This window comes from Arthrobacter sp. T572 (assembly GCF_056780115.1).
Genome location: NZ_JBRAZQ010000002.1, coordinates 1,387,046 through 1,403,294, shown reverse-complemented (window position 1 = coordinate 1,403,294; position 16,249 = coordinate 1,387,046). Strand labels below are relative to the sequence as shown.

General features: G+C 66.0%; 15 protein-coding genes and 1 pseudogene. 9 read left to right on the top strand and 7 right to left on the bottom strand.

Translation table 11 applies throughout. The annotated features are described in order from the left end of the window. Positions 1 to 5: 5 nt before the first annotated feature. The 9 genes from ACUYMZ_RS07670 to ACUYMZ_RS07630 all read left to right on the top strand — a co-directional run bounded on the left by ACUYMZ_RS07670 (position 6) and on the right by ACUYMZ_RS07630 (position 8,417). Positions 6 to 2,027, top strand: coding sequence for a hypothetical protein (locus ACUYMZ_RS07670; protein WP_481602634.1), 2,022 nt, complete (start codon positions 6 to 8; stop codon positions 2,025 to 2,027). Next, on the top strand, positions 2,024 to 3,061 hold the full coding sequence (locus tag ACUYMZ_RS07665; RefSeq protein ID WP_426006603.1) for an alpha/beta hydrolase: 1,038 nt from the start codon (positions 2,024 to 2,026) through the stop codon (positions 3,059 to 3,061). The genes ACUYMZ_RS07670 and ACUYMZ_RS07665 overlap by 4 nt, the downstream gene beginning before the upstream one ends. Beyond that, complete coding sequence (locus ACUYMZ_RS07660; protein ID WP_481602633.1) at positions 3,058 to 4,029, top strand: acetoacetate decarboxylase family protein; 972 nt, start codon at positions 3,058 to 3,060, stop codon at positions 4,027 to 4,029. Before ACUYMZ_RS07665 ends, ACUYMZ_RS07660 begins: the two co-directional genes overlap by 4 nt. Then, complete coding sequence (locus ACUYMZ_RS07655) at positions 4,026 to 4,508, top strand: hypothetical protein (protein WP_481602632.1); 483 nt, start codon at positions 4,026 to 4,028, stop codon at positions 4,506 to 4,508. Before ACUYMZ_RS07660 ends, ACUYMZ_RS07655 begins: the two co-directional genes overlap by 4 nt. Beyond that, entirely contained in the window at positions 4,505 to 4,966 is a 462-nt protein-coding gene (locus tag ACUYMZ_RS07650) for a hypothetical protein (protein WP_481602631.1), read from the top strand. Before ACUYMZ_RS07655 ends, ACUYMZ_RS07650 begins: the two co-directional genes overlap by 4 nt. Further along, a complete protein-coding gene (locus tag ACUYMZ_RS07645) occupies positions 4,963 to 6,309 on the top strand; it encodes a patatin-like phospholipase family protein (protein WP_481602630.1) in 1,347 nt (448 codons plus the stop codon). Before ACUYMZ_RS07650 ends, ACUYMZ_RS07645 begins: the two co-directional genes overlap by 4 nt. A gap of 166 nt (positions 6,310 to 6,475) precedes the next feature. Further along, entirely contained in the window at positions 6,476 to 7,351 is an 876-nt protein-coding gene (locus ACUYMZ_RS07640; protein WP_426006597.1) for an FAD-dependent oxidoreductase, read from the top strand. 104 nt (positions 7,352 to 7,455) lie between these two features. Further along, a complete protein-coding gene (deoC, locus tag ACUYMZ_RS07635; protein WP_426006596.1) occupies positions 7,456 to 8,136 on the top strand; it encodes a deoxyribose-phosphate aldolase in 681 nt (226 codons plus the stop codon). Positions 8,137 to 8,189: 53 nt separating this feature from the next. Next, entirely contained in the window at positions 8,190 to 8,417 is a 228-nt protein-coding gene (locus ACUYMZ_RS07630) for a hypothetical protein (RefSeq protein WP_426006595.1), read from the top strand. A gap of 299 nt (positions 8,418 to 8,716) precedes the next feature. On the opposite strand, the pseudogene ACUYMZ_RS07625 reads toward ACUYMZ_RS07630, so the two are convergent. The 7 genes and pseudogenes from ACUYMZ_RS07625 to ACUYMZ_RS07595 all read right to left on the bottom strand — a co-directional run. Beyond that, positions 8,717 to 9,283, bottom strand: a pseudogene (locus ACUYMZ_RS07625) (PIG-L family deacetylase); the annotation flags it as partial. Position 9,284: 1 nt separating this feature from the next. Next, complete coding sequence (locus ACUYMZ_RS07620; RefSeq protein WP_481602629.1) at positions 9,285 to 10,379, bottom strand: glycosyltransferase family 4 protein; 1,095 nt, start codon at positions 10,377 to 10,379, stop codon at positions 9,285 to 9,287. Positions 10,380 to 10,383: 4 nt separating this feature from the next. Beyond that, positions 10,384 to 11,676, bottom strand: a complete 1,293-nt coding sequence (locus tag ACUYMZ_RS07615; protein WP_481602628.1) for a hypothetical protein — start codon at positions 11,674 to 11,676, stop codon at positions 10,384 to 10,386. After that, on the bottom strand, positions 11,673 to 13,115 hold the full coding sequence (locus ACUYMZ_RS07610; RefSeq protein WP_481602627.1) for a lipopolysaccharide biosynthesis protein: 1,443 nt from the start codon (positions 13,113 to 13,115) through the stop codon (positions 11,673 to 11,675). Before ACUYMZ_RS07610 ends, ACUYMZ_RS07615 begins: the two co-directional genes overlap by 4 nt. Next, positions 13,105 to 14,535: a glycosyltransferase family 4 protein gene (locus tag ACUYMZ_RS07605; protein WP_481602626.1), complete on the bottom strand. Its 1,431-nt coding sequence runs from the start codon at positions 14,533 to 14,535 to the stop codon at positions 13,105 to 13,107. Before ACUYMZ_RS07605 ends, ACUYMZ_RS07610 begins: the two co-directional genes overlap by 11 nt. Beyond that, the gene (locus ACUYMZ_RS07600; RefSeq protein ID WP_481602625.1) at positions 14,532 to 15,329 is read right to left on the bottom strand and encodes a glycosyltransferase; all 798 of its coding nucleotides are present in this window, start codon (positions 15,327 to 15,329) and stop codon (positions 14,532 to 14,534) included. Before ACUYMZ_RS07600 ends, ACUYMZ_RS07605 begins: the two co-directional genes overlap by 4 nt. A 113-nt stretch (positions 15,330 to 15,442) precedes the next feature. Next, positions 15,443 to 16,249: a metal-dependent hydrolase gene (locus ACUYMZ_RS07595; RefSeq protein WP_481602624.1), complete on the bottom strand. Its 807-nt coding sequence runs from the start codon at positions 16,247 to 16,249 to the stop codon at positions 15,443 to 15,445.

Below are 16,249 nucleotides of genomic sequence, written 5' to 3'. Positions count from 1 at the left end.
CACGAATGAAAAGCCGGGAGCTCACCCACCACCGTGCCGCACTCGGATTCACCCCGCAGCCGGCGGTCCGCTGGCTCTCACCCGCATCGCTGGCAAGGACAGCCCTCAAAGTGGCGGCAGCTACGGTTTTCGCCGACTTCGGTGACAAACGCGAGCTCGAAGGAAGCTTTCCCGCCGACCACCTCAGCCTGCACACGCTCCCGACACCGGGCCAGCCCGCGCAGCCACCCGTCGGAAGCCGCGGCCTGCCCAACCCCCGCGAACTTCAAAGTCGCGGCAACAACCCGGACACCGGACCTGAAGAGCTCTGGCTAGACTTTACGGCGGACCTGGGCGACGGCTTCGACGCCACCTACACCGTTGCGTGGCTCCTGGCCCAGGAAGCGCTCGCAGTCAACGGACGTGAACTGTCCAAGGGCCAGGTCCTGGTACTCGGCGGCGACGAGGTCTACCCGGTCGCTTCCCCCGCCGCCTACGAGAACCGGATGGCCGGGCCGTACAGGACGGCCTTCCCTGCCCGACCGTTGCCGGGCCCGCAGAACGGCACAAACCCGCCGGAAAACGCGCAGAGCGGACCCAACAACAAGCCACCCATCATGCTGGCCCTGCCGGGGAACCATGACTGGTACGACGGCCTGACGTCCTTCATCCGCGTGTTTACCCGCCAGCGGGCCATTGGCGGCTGGCGGACGATCCAAACCCGAAGCTACTTCGCCGTGCGCCTCACGGGCCGGCCCCCAACACCCGATCTCCCCGGCACCCCGGGCTGGTGGCTCCTTGGCCTGGACAGCCAACTGGGCCAATACATCGACGAACCACAGCTGGACTACTTCTACCAAAACGTCACCCGGCAACTGCAGCCCGGGGACGCCATCATCCTCTGCGTCGCCGCTCCCTTCTGGGTTGACGCACCCGCCACGAGCCCGGACGCCGCCGGAGACCATCACAACGAATTCAGGCAGGTGCACTTCTTCGAACAGGACTACCTTCGGCGACGCTTCAACCCGGAGACCGGCCTGTTCGAACCCACCGGAGCGGAAGTCCGGCTCTGGCTGACCGGCGACCTGCACCACTACTCCCGGTACGCCGAAGACCTGACCGGAGGCCCCCAGCCCACGGCGACGCAGCTGATCACCTGCGGCCTGGGCGGCGCCTACCTCTCCGATGCCCGGGGACTACCAGGCCAGCTGGCCCTGCCGCCCCACGCAGCAACCGCCCACCACTCCGCCGCACCGCAGACCGAAACGGCGCCAGGCAGCCGCCTGTACACCAAGGCCCCCGCCGGCTACCCGCGCCCGGAGGACTCCCACGTACTGGGCGCCCGGCTCGCCAACCCCCTGTCGTCCTCGTGGCTACCCCTCCGCAATCCAGGCTTCGGCGCCTCGCTCGGAGTCCTGCACGTCGTCGCCGCGCTCACCCTCTGGACAGTCCTCAGCGCCTTCCACGGCGCATCCTACGTGGACACGCTCCGGGACATGGCCCGCAGCACCACACTGCCGGGCCTCGCGGTCCTGGTCCTTGCCCTTCCCGTCCTCCTGGCGCTGGTCTCCCTGGCAACCAGGGCCATGGGACAGGCCGCCGCCGGGGTCGTGGTCTTTGCCCGGGGCTCGCTTTACCAGCTCTGCGCGCTCGCGGTGAGTGCCGCCGTCGTGATCATCATCCCCTGGCCCGGCACGTGGCCGGACGTCGTGGTCGTGGTCCTGGCGTTGGCACTGTTCCATGCCGGCGGGTGGACCCTGGGCAGCGAAGCCTTTGCCCTGTTCATCCTGGCAACGCCCAGCGGCGAAGTGGCGTCCTGGAGGATGTCCGGGCAGTCGATCGAGGACCACAAGGGCTTCCTCCGCCTCCACCTCGCCGCGGACGGCACGCTCACGGTCTACCCGCTGGTGGTGGACACCATCTGCCGTGACTGGCGGTTTGCCGACAACGACGACGACGGCGCGCGGCTGGTCCCGGAGGCCGGCCCGCCCGCCGTGGAACTGCTTGAAGAACCCATCACCATCGCACGGAAGGGAACCGCACCATGATCATCACCCGTGCCGAGCACCGGACCGAGGTCATCCCGTTCCGTGCCCGGGACAACACACCGCTGAGCCTGGTCCACGTCACGTCGCCGGCGGAGGCAAGCAAAGGACCGGTCCTCCTTGTCCATGGGTCCGGAGTCAGGGCCGAGCTGTTCAGGCCGCCGGTCCGCACCACCGTGGTGGACGTCCTGCTGGAAGACGGGTGGGATGTCTGGATGCTGAACTGGCGGGCATCCATCGATCTTGAGCCGCTGTCCTGGACCCTCGCCGACGCTGCCGTATACGACCATCCCGCGGCCGTGGACCACGTACTCCAGGCCACCGGAGCCCGCAGCCTGAAAGCTGTCATTCATTGCCAGGGCTCCACGTCCTTCACCATGTCGGCGGTCGCTGGACTGCTGCCGCACGTTGACACCATCGTGTCCAACGCCGTCTCCCTCCACCCCGTGGTGCCGGCGTTCTCCCGGCTGAAGATCGACTACCTCACACCGGTCGTCAAAGCCTTCACTCCATACCTGTCCCCCGCCTGGGGCTACAAATCCCAGGGCTACTTCACCCGGGCGATCCGCGGGATGGTCAAGGCCACGCATCACGAATGCGACAACACGGTCTGCAAGATGGTCAGCTTCACCTACGGCAGCGGGCGTCCGGCCCTGTGGTCCCACGAAAACCTCAGCGACCAAACCCACCAATGGCTCAGCGGTGAATTTGCCGAAGTGCCGGTGACATTCTTCGAGGAAATGGGCCGCAGCATCCGCGCCGGCCACATGGTCGCGGCGGGGAACCACCCCGAACTGCCGGAGGACTTCACCGCGCAGGCGCCCCGCACGGACGCCAGGTTCGCCTTCATCGCGGGCCTGGACAACCGGTGCTTCCTCCCCGAAAGCCAACAACGCACCCATGCGTTCTTCCAGAAGCACCGGCCCGGGAAAGACACACTGCACCTCATTCCCGGCTACGGCCACCTGGACGTCTTCTTCGGCGACCAAGCATGGCAGGACACGTTCCCGGTGATCGTCAAGGAGTTGAACTCATGAAAACACTCACCGAACTGGCCACCCCGCTGCTCAAACTCATGCCCTCCCCGGTCCCCCGGCGCCAGGAACGCCTGCGGGGCCACCATGCACTGGCGGACGGCATCAAATACACCATGCCCGTCAACTCCGACGACTCCCCCGTGCTCATGGCCGCCTTCCCGATCAACAAGAAAGCGGCCGCGGCAGCCCTGCCCGGTTCTGAACTGCGGCCGTTCAGCCTGGGTGGCAAAGGCCTGTTGGTGGTCACCGTGGTCAACTACAAGTCAACGGACATCGGCAAATACATCGAGTATTCGCTGGCCATCGCCATCACGCACGGCCACAGGCCTGCACCACCCATCCTTCCGCTGTTGTTCCAGAAGACCTTCCGCCTGGGACAGTTCGTGGTGGACCTCCCCGTCAGTTCGGAAATCTCCGTCAAGGGAGGAAAAGGAATCTGGGGCATGCCCAAGCACCAGGCCAGCCTGGACTTCGTGGTCACCGACTCCACGGTTTCCGCGCAGTACGACAAGGACGGCCAACTGGGCTGCTACGTCGAAATCGAACGGCCCGCAGCACCGGGCCCAACAGGGCTGCCGCTCAAGCTCGCCGCTTCCAACTACTGCGTCTTCCGGAACATGCTCTGGAAATCGGACATCTACTTCGAAGCCACCGGTGACATCGCCCTGGGGTCCGCGGCCAAGGCCCGGCTCGTCCTCGGTGACGCCCCCGGCGTCGAACCACTCAAGAACCTGCAAGTGGAACCCAAACCGGTCTTCACCGCCTGGCTGCCGCAAGCCCACGGCGTCCTGGACGACCACTACGAGGCCTGGTTCCTCACCGCCCCCACAGAAGCAGGCGCCGCAGGGCTCCGGGGAGGAGAGATGCTGGACAGCGTGGTGAACCTGGGGCAGGGCCAGGAATGGCTGGCCCCACCGGACCGGAGCCGCGTCACCGGCGCTGTCCACCCGGGAGGCGGTGCCCAATGAACTGGCTCCTCCTTGCCAATGCCCTCTACTTCCTGTTCGGCGCCACCATGTACGTGGGCACCATGTGGGTCCTGAAGCTCTTCCTCTACCCCACCTGGCACGGCCTGTCACGCGATAACGTTGACACCTACTTCGGGATTCCCACGCGCGCGGCTACCAGGTTCTTCACGGCGGTGGTCCCCCTCATGTTCATCTCCGGGGGCATCCTGGTCTGGTCCGAGTGGGGCACCCTGAGACTGGTCCCGGCCATCATCTGCCTGGTGGGGATCGTGGTGCTGACGTGGGTGGGCCAAGGCCTCATTATCCCCATCAATGTCCGGATCCGGGGTGGCGACTTTGCCGACGACGCGGAACTGCGGTCCCTCCTCAAACGCTGGATGCTGCTGAACGACATCCGGTTCTACGTTTCCACGCTCACTTGGGCAGCAATCGTGTGGGTCCTGGTGGACCGCGGCAAGCTGTGGGAGACGTTCGCATGACCGCCCACCAGCCCGCCTACCCTGCGCGGCAGGGCAGCGTTCGCGCCTGGACCCGGGCCGACCCCCTGCGGGCCGTCCTTGCTGCGATCGCGGTCATCACCATCCTCACCGGAGCCTCCCAGATCCCCTTTGGTTCCACCATCCTGCGGCTCATCGGAGGCGACCCGACTCCGGGTGCGGTCCAGCTCTTCGGGACGGTGGGCATGTTCATGGTGGTGGTGGGTGGCCTGCTCCTCCACACGCTGCTGGCCGCCCGGCCATCCCCCGAAGTCATCCTGTGGTCGGGCGTCCAGAAAGCAGGCGCCTTTGGCGCCGTCGGCATCGGGGTCCTGAACGGCGTGTTCTCTCCACTGGCCCTCCTGGTCGCGTTCTTCGACCTCGCGACGGCGGCGCTCCTCTTCGCATACTGGCTCCGCATCAAGCCCGGCAGCCAGCGGCCTCAAAGCCTGGCCCCATGAAACGCTCCCTGGTGCTGGCCGGCGGCGGGATGAGGGTGGCCTGGCAAGCCGGGGTCATGAAGGCACTCGATGAGGAAAACCTGGCGTTCCACCATGTTGACGGCACATCCGGCGGCATCCTGACGGCGGGAATGCTGCTCTCAGGTATCGGACCTGCCGACATGTGCAGCCGGTGGTCAGCGGTGGACGTGAAGGATTTCGGCTCCGCCCTCCCACTGGGCAACTACCTCAAAGGGCCGTGGTCCCTCCCTGCCCTGGGAGATGCTGACGGCATCCTGCAGAAGGTCTTCCCTGCCCTGGGGATCAACGACGCAACCATCCGCAGCCGGGCGACGGAACCGGGCGCCGTCGAAGGTTCCTTCAACGTGGTGGAATTCACCGAAAAGCGGTGCCACGCGATCGACGCCACCCGGATCGACGCCGGGTTGATGGCCGCCGGGATGTCGCTGCCCATCTTCCTGGCCCCGCTGGAGCGTGACGGACGCGTGTGGACCGATGCCGTATGGATGCGCGATGCCAACGTCCAGGAGGCGCTGCGGCGGGGCGCCGACGAAGTCTGGCTCATCTGGTGCATCGGAAACTCGCCGTACTGGGGCGACGGTCCGTTGGAGCAGTACGTGCACATGATCGAAATGAGCGCCATGGGTGCCCTGCTGGCGGACTTCGAAGCCGCTGCCGCTGCCGGCCGCGACTTCATCCTGCACGTGATCCGGCCGCAGCACCCGTTGCCGCTGGACCCTGAGTTCTACCTGGGCAGGATCAGTGCCGACACCCTCGTAGCCATGGGTTACCGCGATGCCCGGCAATACCTCGACACCATGGAACCCGATGGCGTTGCCAAGGACCACACCTGCACCGCCATGACCGACCCCGCTCCGGGGGTCCGCTTCACCGACACCCTGCGGGGCAATGTCGGCGGCCAGCCGCTCACTTTCAGCGCCACAATCATCCTGCCCTCGTCACCTGACGGCGGAAACCCGCAGTTCACCGGTTACCTGGACCACCCCCGGTTCAACGGACGGACCTTCCTGGCCGGCGGACATGTGGAAACGGACGGCAATGACATCACCTACCGCGCACGGACCAGGTTCGACGGCGGGTGGCAGGACGTCGCCGTGACGCGCACCCTGCACGACGACCCCGGTCCGGACGCCTGGATGGACTCGCGCCGGGCCCGGCTGAAGGTCGGGGATGCCACTGCTGAACTGACAATGTCCCTGGCGGATGCTGCAGGCCTGTTGGGCTCCGTAGAGCCGGTGGGCGCCCACGGCCTCGCAGACCGGGCAGGCGCCGTCGCGGGGTTCGCCGCGAACGGGCTGCGGGAGCTGCTGCGGAGGTACTGACAAGGGCTGTCCTGCAGCGGATGTGACGCACGTTATTACCGGCCGGTAAACGGCACACTACGGAACAACGAAAGATGGCAACAGCCGGGAAACACCAGCGAAAAAAGGGCACTCTACGCTGAAAACCAACAGCACCAAACAGGTCTTACCAGCGAAAGGACCCACCATGTCCGCCACCTCCTCCGCAGCTTCCCTCCACATCGTCATCGCAGGGGCGGGCCCCGCAGCCCAGGCCCTCGTGCGGCGCCTCGCCGGTCAGTCCATCCCCCGCCAGCAACCTTTCAACGGCACCGTCACTGTCCTCAGCAACCGTGACGACTGCCCGGAGGAGTTATTGGAACTCGCAGAGCTGCCGCAGGTATCCGTCCGGTTCGGCCAGGCTGCCAGCTTCATCGACGCCGACGCCAGGAGGGTCACCACCGTGGACGGCATGGAGTTCGCCTACGACCAGCTGGTCATCGCCACTGGTTCCGCCCCGGCCCTGCCACCGGTCACGGGAGCCTACTGCGGCCTGAACTACTCCACCATCGACGACGCCGGAGCGATCGGCGAGGCGGTCAAGGACGTCACCCGGATCGTCGGTCGCCGTCCCCTCGGCATCCTGGTGGGCACCGGGCCGGCAGCCGGACAGGCCGAAGCCGTGCTTCGCGCCCGCGGTGTCCGTCCCGTACGCACCACGCTGCGCCCGGCCGCCGTCGTTCCCTCCATGGCAGGTTCCCCGCTGCCGGCTACAGGCATACTCTTCGAGGACGGCAGCAGCATGAACGGTGACCTGGTGGTCCTGGCCGAAGAACGCACGGCCCGCAGCGAGTTGGCCGCCAGCGCCGGTCTCCGCACAGCCCCCGACGGCGGCATTGCGGTGGGACGCGACCTCGCCACCTCGGTACCCGGCATCTGGGCGATCGGGGACGCCGCCTCCTGCGACGGCCTTCGGCTCGGGCTCCTCCTCACGGCAGAATCCTCAGCTTCGCTCTGCGCGTCCGGACTCCTGGGTCGCCGGGACTCCCTGGGCAGCAGGGAACCAGCCGGCGCGGCCGCCTGAGCAGGGCCGATGCCGGGTCCGGCCCATATGGCAAGATGGTCCTTTGACGGGCAGTGACAACCCTGCGGCCACCGGGCCGGCCACGCCCGGCACGGAAGGATTCCATGAGCAACCAAGCCGGCATCGCCTCCTACATCGACCACACCCTGCTGAAGCCCGAGGCCAGCGAAGCTGAAATCCTGAAGGTGTGCGCCGAGGCCGTCGAGTACAAATTCAAGTCCGTCTGCGTCAACCCCATCTGGGTCAAGACCGTCGCCAAGGCCCTCAAGGGATCCGGCGTCCTGACCTGCGCGGTGGTGGGTTTCCCGCTCGGCGCGACACCCACGGACGTCAAGGCGTTCGAGGCACGCGGCGCAGTCCTGGACGGCGCCAATGAGATCGACATGGTGGTCAACATGGCTTCCGCCCGCGAAAACGACAAGGGCGCGCTGGTGGAAGACATTGCTGCCGTCGCAGAAACCGTGCACGCCGGCGAGGCCATCCTGAAGGTCATCATCGAGACGTCCATGCTGACGGACGAACAAAAGGTGACCGCCTGCCAGGCCGCCGTCGAGGCCGGGGCAGACTTCGTCAAAACCTCTACGGGATTCAACGGTGGCGGAGCAACGGTGGAAGACGTTGCCCTGATGCGCAGCACTGTTGGCCCCGGGGTTGGCGTGAAGGCCTCGGGCGGCGTACGGTCCCTGGCCGATGCACAGGCTATGATTGCTGCAGGTGCAACACGTATCGGCGCCAGTTCCGGCATTGCCATCGTCAAAGGTGAACAGGGTTCATCCGCGTACTGAGGCCACCGGTGACCGCCACAGATTTTGAGCCCTTCAGGGCTGAGGAGGAACGAATGTCCAAGAACGCTACCAGCGCCCCGATTGAAAAAGAGAACAGCCTCGGCACCAGCCTGGTCCTGTTCGCCGTGATCATCGTCTGCTTCCTTGGCGCCATCTACTCGCTGTCCTTCCTCACCCTGGACAACGTCTGGCCTATGGCTGTCTGCCTCGGCTTGTTCGCTTTGGCGTTCTGGATCCCCCAGACCATCCTCGGCCGTTCGGATTCGGCCGGCGAAAGCTGAGTTTCCTGATACAAGATGCGGTCCGGGCCCAAAGCCCGGGCCGTCTTGTGTTTAAGGCTCCGGCTGAGATGCCCTGACACGTAGTATGTTTCCGGTTTGACCGGGATTACGCCGTCGGGAAAGAGGGCCCCGACCTGGGTGCCGTAGTGCCGGATCCATCCCGGCTTGAACTCGATCCCTTCTTCCCATGTCCACGGCTCCAACCCTCCCAGGAGCGCCGGGTCCGGGTGCGACAGGAGGTCGTAGGGAAAATCGGAATACAAGACCATCTTGTCGCGGTGCCCGGCACCGGCTTCCCGCGTCATCAGGTGGTCCACGTGGTTGCCGACACCGGCCGGACAGAACAGAAGCTCCGCTCCCGACACGGCCATGAGGTCGTCGACGGCGGCCCGGAGGTCCTGCTGCAGCCTCCGGTCCCCTTTGGCGATCCGGCCGAGGGCGATATCGAAACGGTAGGTGGGATAGAGGTGCGTCAGCTCCGGCGCGAAGCGTTCTGCTGCCATGGTGGTGATCGCGGGGAGCAGGCTCCGGCCGGGGGTCCGCCGCCTGAATAGCGCATCCACCGCACCCAAATGGATGGACTGCGCCCCCAGTGCGGATAAAACCGCATGATCCTCGGCCCGGCGGTCCTCGAACAGCCGCCCCGCGTCATGGGCACCGCACTGCCGCATGAAGGACAGCGCGGCCCGGGTGTGGGGCGGAGGCGATGCCTCCGTGAAGACCGTGGCCACAACGATGTCGCGCTTCCCCGCCTGGGCTGCCATGAGCGCCGCACAGGACAGCACGGCGTCGTCCAGGTGGGGTGAGAGGAAAAGCCACGGGGCGCCCTGCTCCTCCCGGCGTTCAACGGGAAAGCCGAATGTCATGTCATGCCGCCGTCGCGCTGCGGTAGGCGCGGGCCTGCAACTCTGCCAGAGAGTCCCAATCGAACCGCCGGGCAAACTCCCGGCATGCCCCGGCCAGGTCCTCCGTTCCCGCCTGCGGATACCTCAGGACCAGTTCGTCGGCGAGCGCTGCGGCGTGGAAAGGCGGAACCAGCCAGCCCGTTCCCTCCGGAACGATCTCCCGGAGGCAAGGAATCCTGAAGGCAACCACGGGCGTTCCCACGGCGAGCGCCTCAAGGGCCACCAGGCCGAAGGTTTCCTGCCTGGACGGAACAACCACCAACCGGGCGTTGGCCATGGCCCGGAACTTCGGTTCGCCGGACAGCCACCCCATCAGCCGCACCCGACCGGATAGTCCGGCCTTCATGATTGCCCCACGCAGCTTCTCCTCATCCGGGCCCGTCCCGGCGATCAGCAGGTTACCGTCCATGCGGTCGATGCACTGCCGCCACGCCTCGATCAGCAGGTCAAGGCCTTTGGCCCCGAATTCCAGGCGGCCGATGTACAGGACATCGCGACCGGGTCGTGGGTCCTGCTTCCAGGCTTCAGGGTCAACGCCGTTGCCGATCACCTCTGTGTGGAGCGCCGGATTCATGGCAGCGAGCCGGTCTGCGATGCCTTGGGACACGGCGATAGCCCTCCGATGCCGGCGTACCCCCATCAGTTCCAACCAGTGGAGGGGCAGTTTGTACTGCCTGGCTTTGTCCCGGGCGTGGAGCCACTGGACCATGGCAAGGGTTGGCCTGCCGGTCCAGGCCGGAGCCGCCATGGTGGAGAACGGTGCGAAGAAGTCCTCCACCACCAGGTCCACGCCGTCCCTGCGTTGACGGGATTCGACGGGGAGGCAAAGGATGTAGGAAAGCAGTCTCGTGAGCCGGTTCCTCCCCTGGCCGAAGCCAATCGGCACATAGTGCACCCCGTCCTGTGTCCGTTCCGCCCACCCCGGGTACCGCGTGGTCAGCACGGTGATGGAGAATCCTTGGGTGGCGAGCCGCCGGTTGATCTCGTGCGTCCTGACCGAACCGCCGCCTGCCCCAGGCATGGCGGGGTCTTCAAAGCCCAGATGCAGTATTCTCATGCTCCTACCGTTCTGTTCCGGAGTCCTTGGACGGGGACCCAACGTTGGTGGCAGCGGCTTCCTTCAAATCCTGCCCGTCCACCCACCACAACGTTGTCCGGCCGTTGGTGGGTCCGGAAGCGCCGAAGACGGCCACAGCATGTTCCTCAAGCCATGCCAGCATGGTGGGGTTGGCATAGCCATATCCCTGCAGTGTGGGTGCTGATTGGGTGAGGATGTAGCTGGCGCCGTGTGCCTGCATCAGGGCCGCGGATGGCCAGACGCCGAACCGTGGATCGTGCTCGAAGATGTGCTTGCCGGTGCTGTTGGTGACGCTGACGCGGGCATCGGCGGGCAGATGGGTCCGGACCCATTCCCTGGCCTGGACAAAGCCGCTGTCCACGGTGGCGACGGTCCTGGTTCCCAGCAGGATGGTCATGGCGACGAAGCAGGCTGCGGTGGCGGCCAAGACCCTTCGTCCCCGAGTGAACCGGTGCCGCAGCTCCGTCACCGCCAATACCGCGCAAATGACGCCGGCAACCATGACACCGTAACCGTACTGCTCTTCGAAGGTGCCGAAGAGGGCACTGTAGGCTCCCGCAGTGCCCAGCCCCAGTCCCACGAGGCCAAGCAGCCGGCACGGCGCGCTGAGGCTGAAACACAGCAGGAGTCCCGCGATCGGACACAGCGCCAGCAGGACATAGCTGGTTCCGAAGGTGGCGCTTTGCTCTACCAGCCTGTCGACGATGCTGGGCGAACCCTCCGCGGTGAAGCCCGTGCTCTTCTCCACCCCACTCACCCTCAACAGTCCTTGGCTCTTGGCCTCCCACCACGAGGGAAGGAATCCGTTGAGGGCCACCACCATCAGGTAGGCCGTGTAGGGCACTGCAGAGGAAGCCAGAACCACCCCGGCGTGACGCCAGGGCAGGGTGCGTTTCCAGACCGCAGCCAGCACCAGAGGGGCGGCAGTACAGATGATGAAGAAGTCCTTGCACAGAATGCCATAGCCCGAGATCACCGCCGCCTCAAGCAGGAAGTACCCCGGCGGATGCAGGAAGAACGGCCCGTCCGGCAGGGTGGGAAAGTGGCCGGCGCTGACTGACTGCCCCAACTGGACGTAGAGGAGCTCATCGACCCACACCTCGAAGGCACGTTCCAACCCCACAGCGTGGACGCACAACGCCCCGGCACCCACTGCGAAAGCACCAAAGATCCGGCTGCCCACCAGGCGCAGAACCATGCTTCCGGGTCGCCGGCCGATGCTTGAGACCCAGGCCAGGGACTGCCGGTGCAGCGACCTCCATCCCGTTGCCGTCATGGCCGTCCTCCGGCATGCCGTTCATGTGCTGCCGCCGACGCGGGTCGCGGTGCCCCCTGCCCGCGCTGCCGGATCAGTGCTGCTGCACCCACGGCGGCAGCCAGAATGAGCCAAACAACCGGATGCAGCCAGGCTGCCGCTGCCAAAGCAGCAACCACTGCGATGGCGAGGCACAGGGGCCTGGCCCGGTTTCTTTTCCCGGATCTGCCGTTCATCACGGGCCGGGCCATTGCGGCGAGCACCAGGGCTGCAGCCACGGAACCCAGAGCCGAACCGATCGTCAGCCCAGCCACTCCCTGCAACTGCCAGCCGCCCCATAGCGCAGCCAGGATCAGCGCCGTGGCAAACACAAGACCCAACTGGCAACGCCGGTAAGCTCCCAGGGCCAGCAGAATCGTGGACAACACCATGATGACGGCGTAGCCAAGACCGGCGGCAGCCAACCACGGCAGCGAAGCGAGCGAGCCATGGTATTTCGCCGGGATGATGATTCCCGCCACGGTGTGAGGTGCCGTGGCAATGATGGAAAAGGCCACGACTGCCAGCTCGCCGAATGACGTAAACGCATCCGTCAGGACCTGCCGGATGTCCGCGCCAGGGGTGCGAAGCAGCGGAAAGGCCACCAGGGCCGTCCCTGCTGCAACGTACACCGGCCCCTTGGCAATGGTGGCCAGGGCCTGGAAACCGGCAGCGGGCACCGAGCCACCGTCAAGGAAACCGACCACCACCACGTCCAGGCCCACCAGCACGGAAACCACGCACAAGACCGACGCGATGTCGCCCGTTTCGGCCCATCTCCCCCTCTCCCGCAACACGCTGGGCCGCCACTGCAGGTCGCGGAAGAAGGACGCTGGAACTACCAGCGGCACCACGGAGCCCACGGCGAATCCAAGCACCGCTCCCCCTGCGCCCCAGGCAAGGGCCACCACCAGGAGGCTGAACAGGAACCGGGCCAGGACTTCTCCGACATTGGTCACGGCGTACCAGGAAAATCGAAGTTCACCCTGCAGCCACCCGGCTGGTGCGGTGACCGCGAAGATCGCCATCGACCCCAGCGCCACCGCCCCTGCCAGAGAAGGAGAACCCAGGGCCAGGGTGATCGTCCCGGTCACCAACGCAGCAGCAACGCCGGCAAGGACGGATACAAAAACCGAGAAAGCCATACCGTCCCTGCGTTCCAGCGAACCTGCGGGGTGGACGGCCACCACGTGCGACAACGGCAACGGCACCAGCGCGGACGCCACAATCCCCACCATGCCCAGCATCATGGCGGCGGCGGCGAACCTGGTGTAGTCGGCCGTACTGAGCATGGTGGCCATCAACAGGGTGCATGCGTAGCTGAGCACGCCGACTACACCTGCCGATACAGCCAGCACTCCGCTGCTGCGGGCAACTTTTGCGGCGGGCGGCGCGCCACCCGTCCTTCCCTCAGTGCCCATCAGCCGAATCTGCCAAGGTGGAAGCGTCCCGCGGCCCCGCCACAAGTACGTTGCGCCCGGCCGCCCTGAGTTCCGGAGCCGTAATACCGATCCGCTGCAGCACAGCAAAGGCTTCGAACTCATCCCTCCCTTTCAACAGGACGGTGACCTCACCCGCTCCGTTGTCCCTGACTTCGTCGGTAGGCCCAAGGATGGTGCGGAGATCCACCCCATCGGGCATCCGGAACCGGGCCAGCGTTGACATGTCGGAGGCGGGTCGGAGGCCGGGCGAGCGTTGGCGGAGTACTTCCTCCGTCACGACACCGGCCAGCAGGGCCGAACTCCGGTCCCAGGTAAAGCACTGCGCCCAGTCGCGGCATTGTGCAGTGATGGTGCGGGCCGCGGATCGGTCTGCCATGGTGTCCAACGCCACCAGCAAGGCGGCACCGAACTCCTTCGGTGTGTCAACGAGCCATCCGGTCCGGCCGTCGACCACCGAGTCCCTGATGCCCGGAACCCTCAGTGCAAGGCAGGGAACCCCCCACGCGGCGGCTTCAATGACAGAGCAGCCCCATCCCTCCGAGGCGGACGTGGAGGCGGTCAGCCATGCCCTGCCAAGCAGGCGGTCCCGTTCCTGGTTGGGCAGATAGCCATGAAAAGTCACCATGTGGTCCAGGCCAAGGTCGGTCGCCAGCTGCTGCAATCGCGGCCGTTCCGGTCCGTCGCCCACAATGTCCAGCTTCAAGGTGGGGATGTCCCGGGCTGCCGCGGCCACCTGCCCCAAAAGCAATTCCAGCCGTTTATGCGGCACCAACCTGCTGACTACGGCAATGGTGGGGTCGGCAGCCTTGTCACCTGCCACCGTGGGCAGGTCGATGCTGCCGTTCGGCACTACGTGGATAGGCCCGGAAAAGCCGAGCTTGCGCAGTTCCATCCTGGTGGACGGGGACACGGCCGCAATGGCCCTCTGGCCGTAGGCAGCCTTCGCTCCCGTGCTTTCCAGGAAGCGTCCCAGGGCGGCCAGCGGCGGGGAGAACCTGGTGCTGAACTGTTCCTGGTGCACATGGTGCACCACCTGGACGATCGGCGGACCGCCTTGGACAAACAGGGGCGAAAAGAAGGGGATTCCATTCTGGCAATCCACGATTGCGTCAAAGTGGCCGCGGGTGCGCAACAGCCGCAACGCGGCGTGGGCGTAGACGGCCAGTGTGCCGCCGGAGCGCAGGATACGGATGCCGTCAATGGTGTCTTCGGCGGATTGGCCGTGGTCGCGTCCGGTGTACCACGTGACCTGTGCACCGGCCTCGACCCATCGGCGCGAGATCTGGTGCATGTACTGTTCTGCGCCACCTGCTTGTGAGTGCCTGATGTCCCGCCAGTTGAGTACCAGCACACTCTTGCCGGCGAGGTCGGCATTGCGTGCCACCGGCATCGGACTCATGGCTTGGGCTTCTGGAGTTGAAGAACGGAAGCGAAGCTCGCAAGTCCGTCCTGGACAGGCCGGAACGTGGATGCTTCCCCGTCCGTCCAAGCCACGGGCAACTCGATGATGCGGGCGCCCTGGTGCTGCAACCGGAGCAGGAGTTCGACGTCGAAGGCAAAGCCCGTGGCACGGCATTGGACCATTGCGGCCGTCAAGGCGTCGCGCTCAAAGAACTTGAACCCGCACTGCGTGTCAAAGATGCCTTTGACCTTTGACCTGGTCAGTACCCGGAATGCTTTGCCACCCAGCCGACGTCCAAACTGCTGGCGCCGGATCAGCCGGGAACCGGGGGCGTGCCGCGAACCGATCACGGCCGGCGCGCCAAGCTCGAGGTGGGACATGACTTCTGTCAGGGTTTCCAGGGGCGTAGCCAGGTCCGCATCGAAGAAACCCGTGTACTTGGACGTGCCGCTCAGCAGGCCGCGGCGGACGGCAGCCCCTTTGCCGCGCCGTGAACATCCGATAACCGAAACCGGGACCTTGTCCCCCGCCTCCCGCGAGAGACGCCGGACCAGCGCGCCGGTCTCATCCACGCTGGCGTTGTCCACCACCACGATGCGTGAAGACCACGGTTGCTGTGCCAGGAAGTCGACGGCACGCTGGAGCGTGAACTGGATCCGCGAAGCCTCGTTGTAGGCGGGAATCACCACCTCGAGGTCCACACGCGAGCGCCGCAGCGACATCGTGGCGTGGCGGGTATGGGGACTTTCCACAAAAGCGGCGTGCGTGCTGCGCGCATGCAGCGGTACCATCTGATCCTCCATCATCCCGAACCCACTTGGCTGTTGGGCTGGTGCCCTCCGCTAGGGAGTGGAGACAGGAGGCATTACATGACGCCATTGATGAAGGCTCAAGCGATTGGTGCTCAGCCGTTGGAGAAGGCCATCAGCGCGGCCAGGACGCCGGGCCAGTGTTGTTCAGCCAAGGCCCACGCGGACGTCGCCATGCCTACCATGGCGTAGCCACTCACGGGAATAAGGACCAGCCACTCCCGCCGGGACCCCGCACGGCCCAGCAGCGGAATCGAGAACGCCCCGTTGGCCCGCCAGATGCCGCTCACCAGGGACTTCCTGAGGAACTTGGGTGGCTTGATGACGATCGGCCACAGCAGGGGCACTCCGCCCACCGTGATCATGTCCCCCACGATGTGGACAACGACGCCGGTCAGCATGGACAGCGGCAGCCACCCCCACTGGCCGGGCGCGAACCAGGTCACCAGACCGGCCATGGCCAGCGCGAACAGCCAGTTGGTGATCCACCCCGATTTGGGAAACAGGTTCAGGGCCTTGGCAGCCAGGTTGATCATGAACATGCACAGCAGTCCGGCGCCCACGGACAGCTTGCCCACGGGGGTAACCACCTGGAACTGGCCCGCCATGGCCGCCAGCACCACGAACGCCGAGGCACCCAGCAGCGAGTGCGTCCCCTGCCGGTGCCCGCCGCTGGCCTTCTCGATACCCACCGCGATGACATTGGACAGTGGCGGCAACGAGTTGGCGATCGTGCTGTGCCGGTGGTCCCAGTCGCACACGAGCGCGGTGCCCGCCGTCGCCATGGCTCCAATCAGGATGCCGGTGGAATCCAGCGGATACCAGCCCAGGGCATAGGGGCCGGTCGAGGCAATGGCGATCCACGCCGCGGCTCCCGACGCGGCGTGGTGTCCTCCCATCAT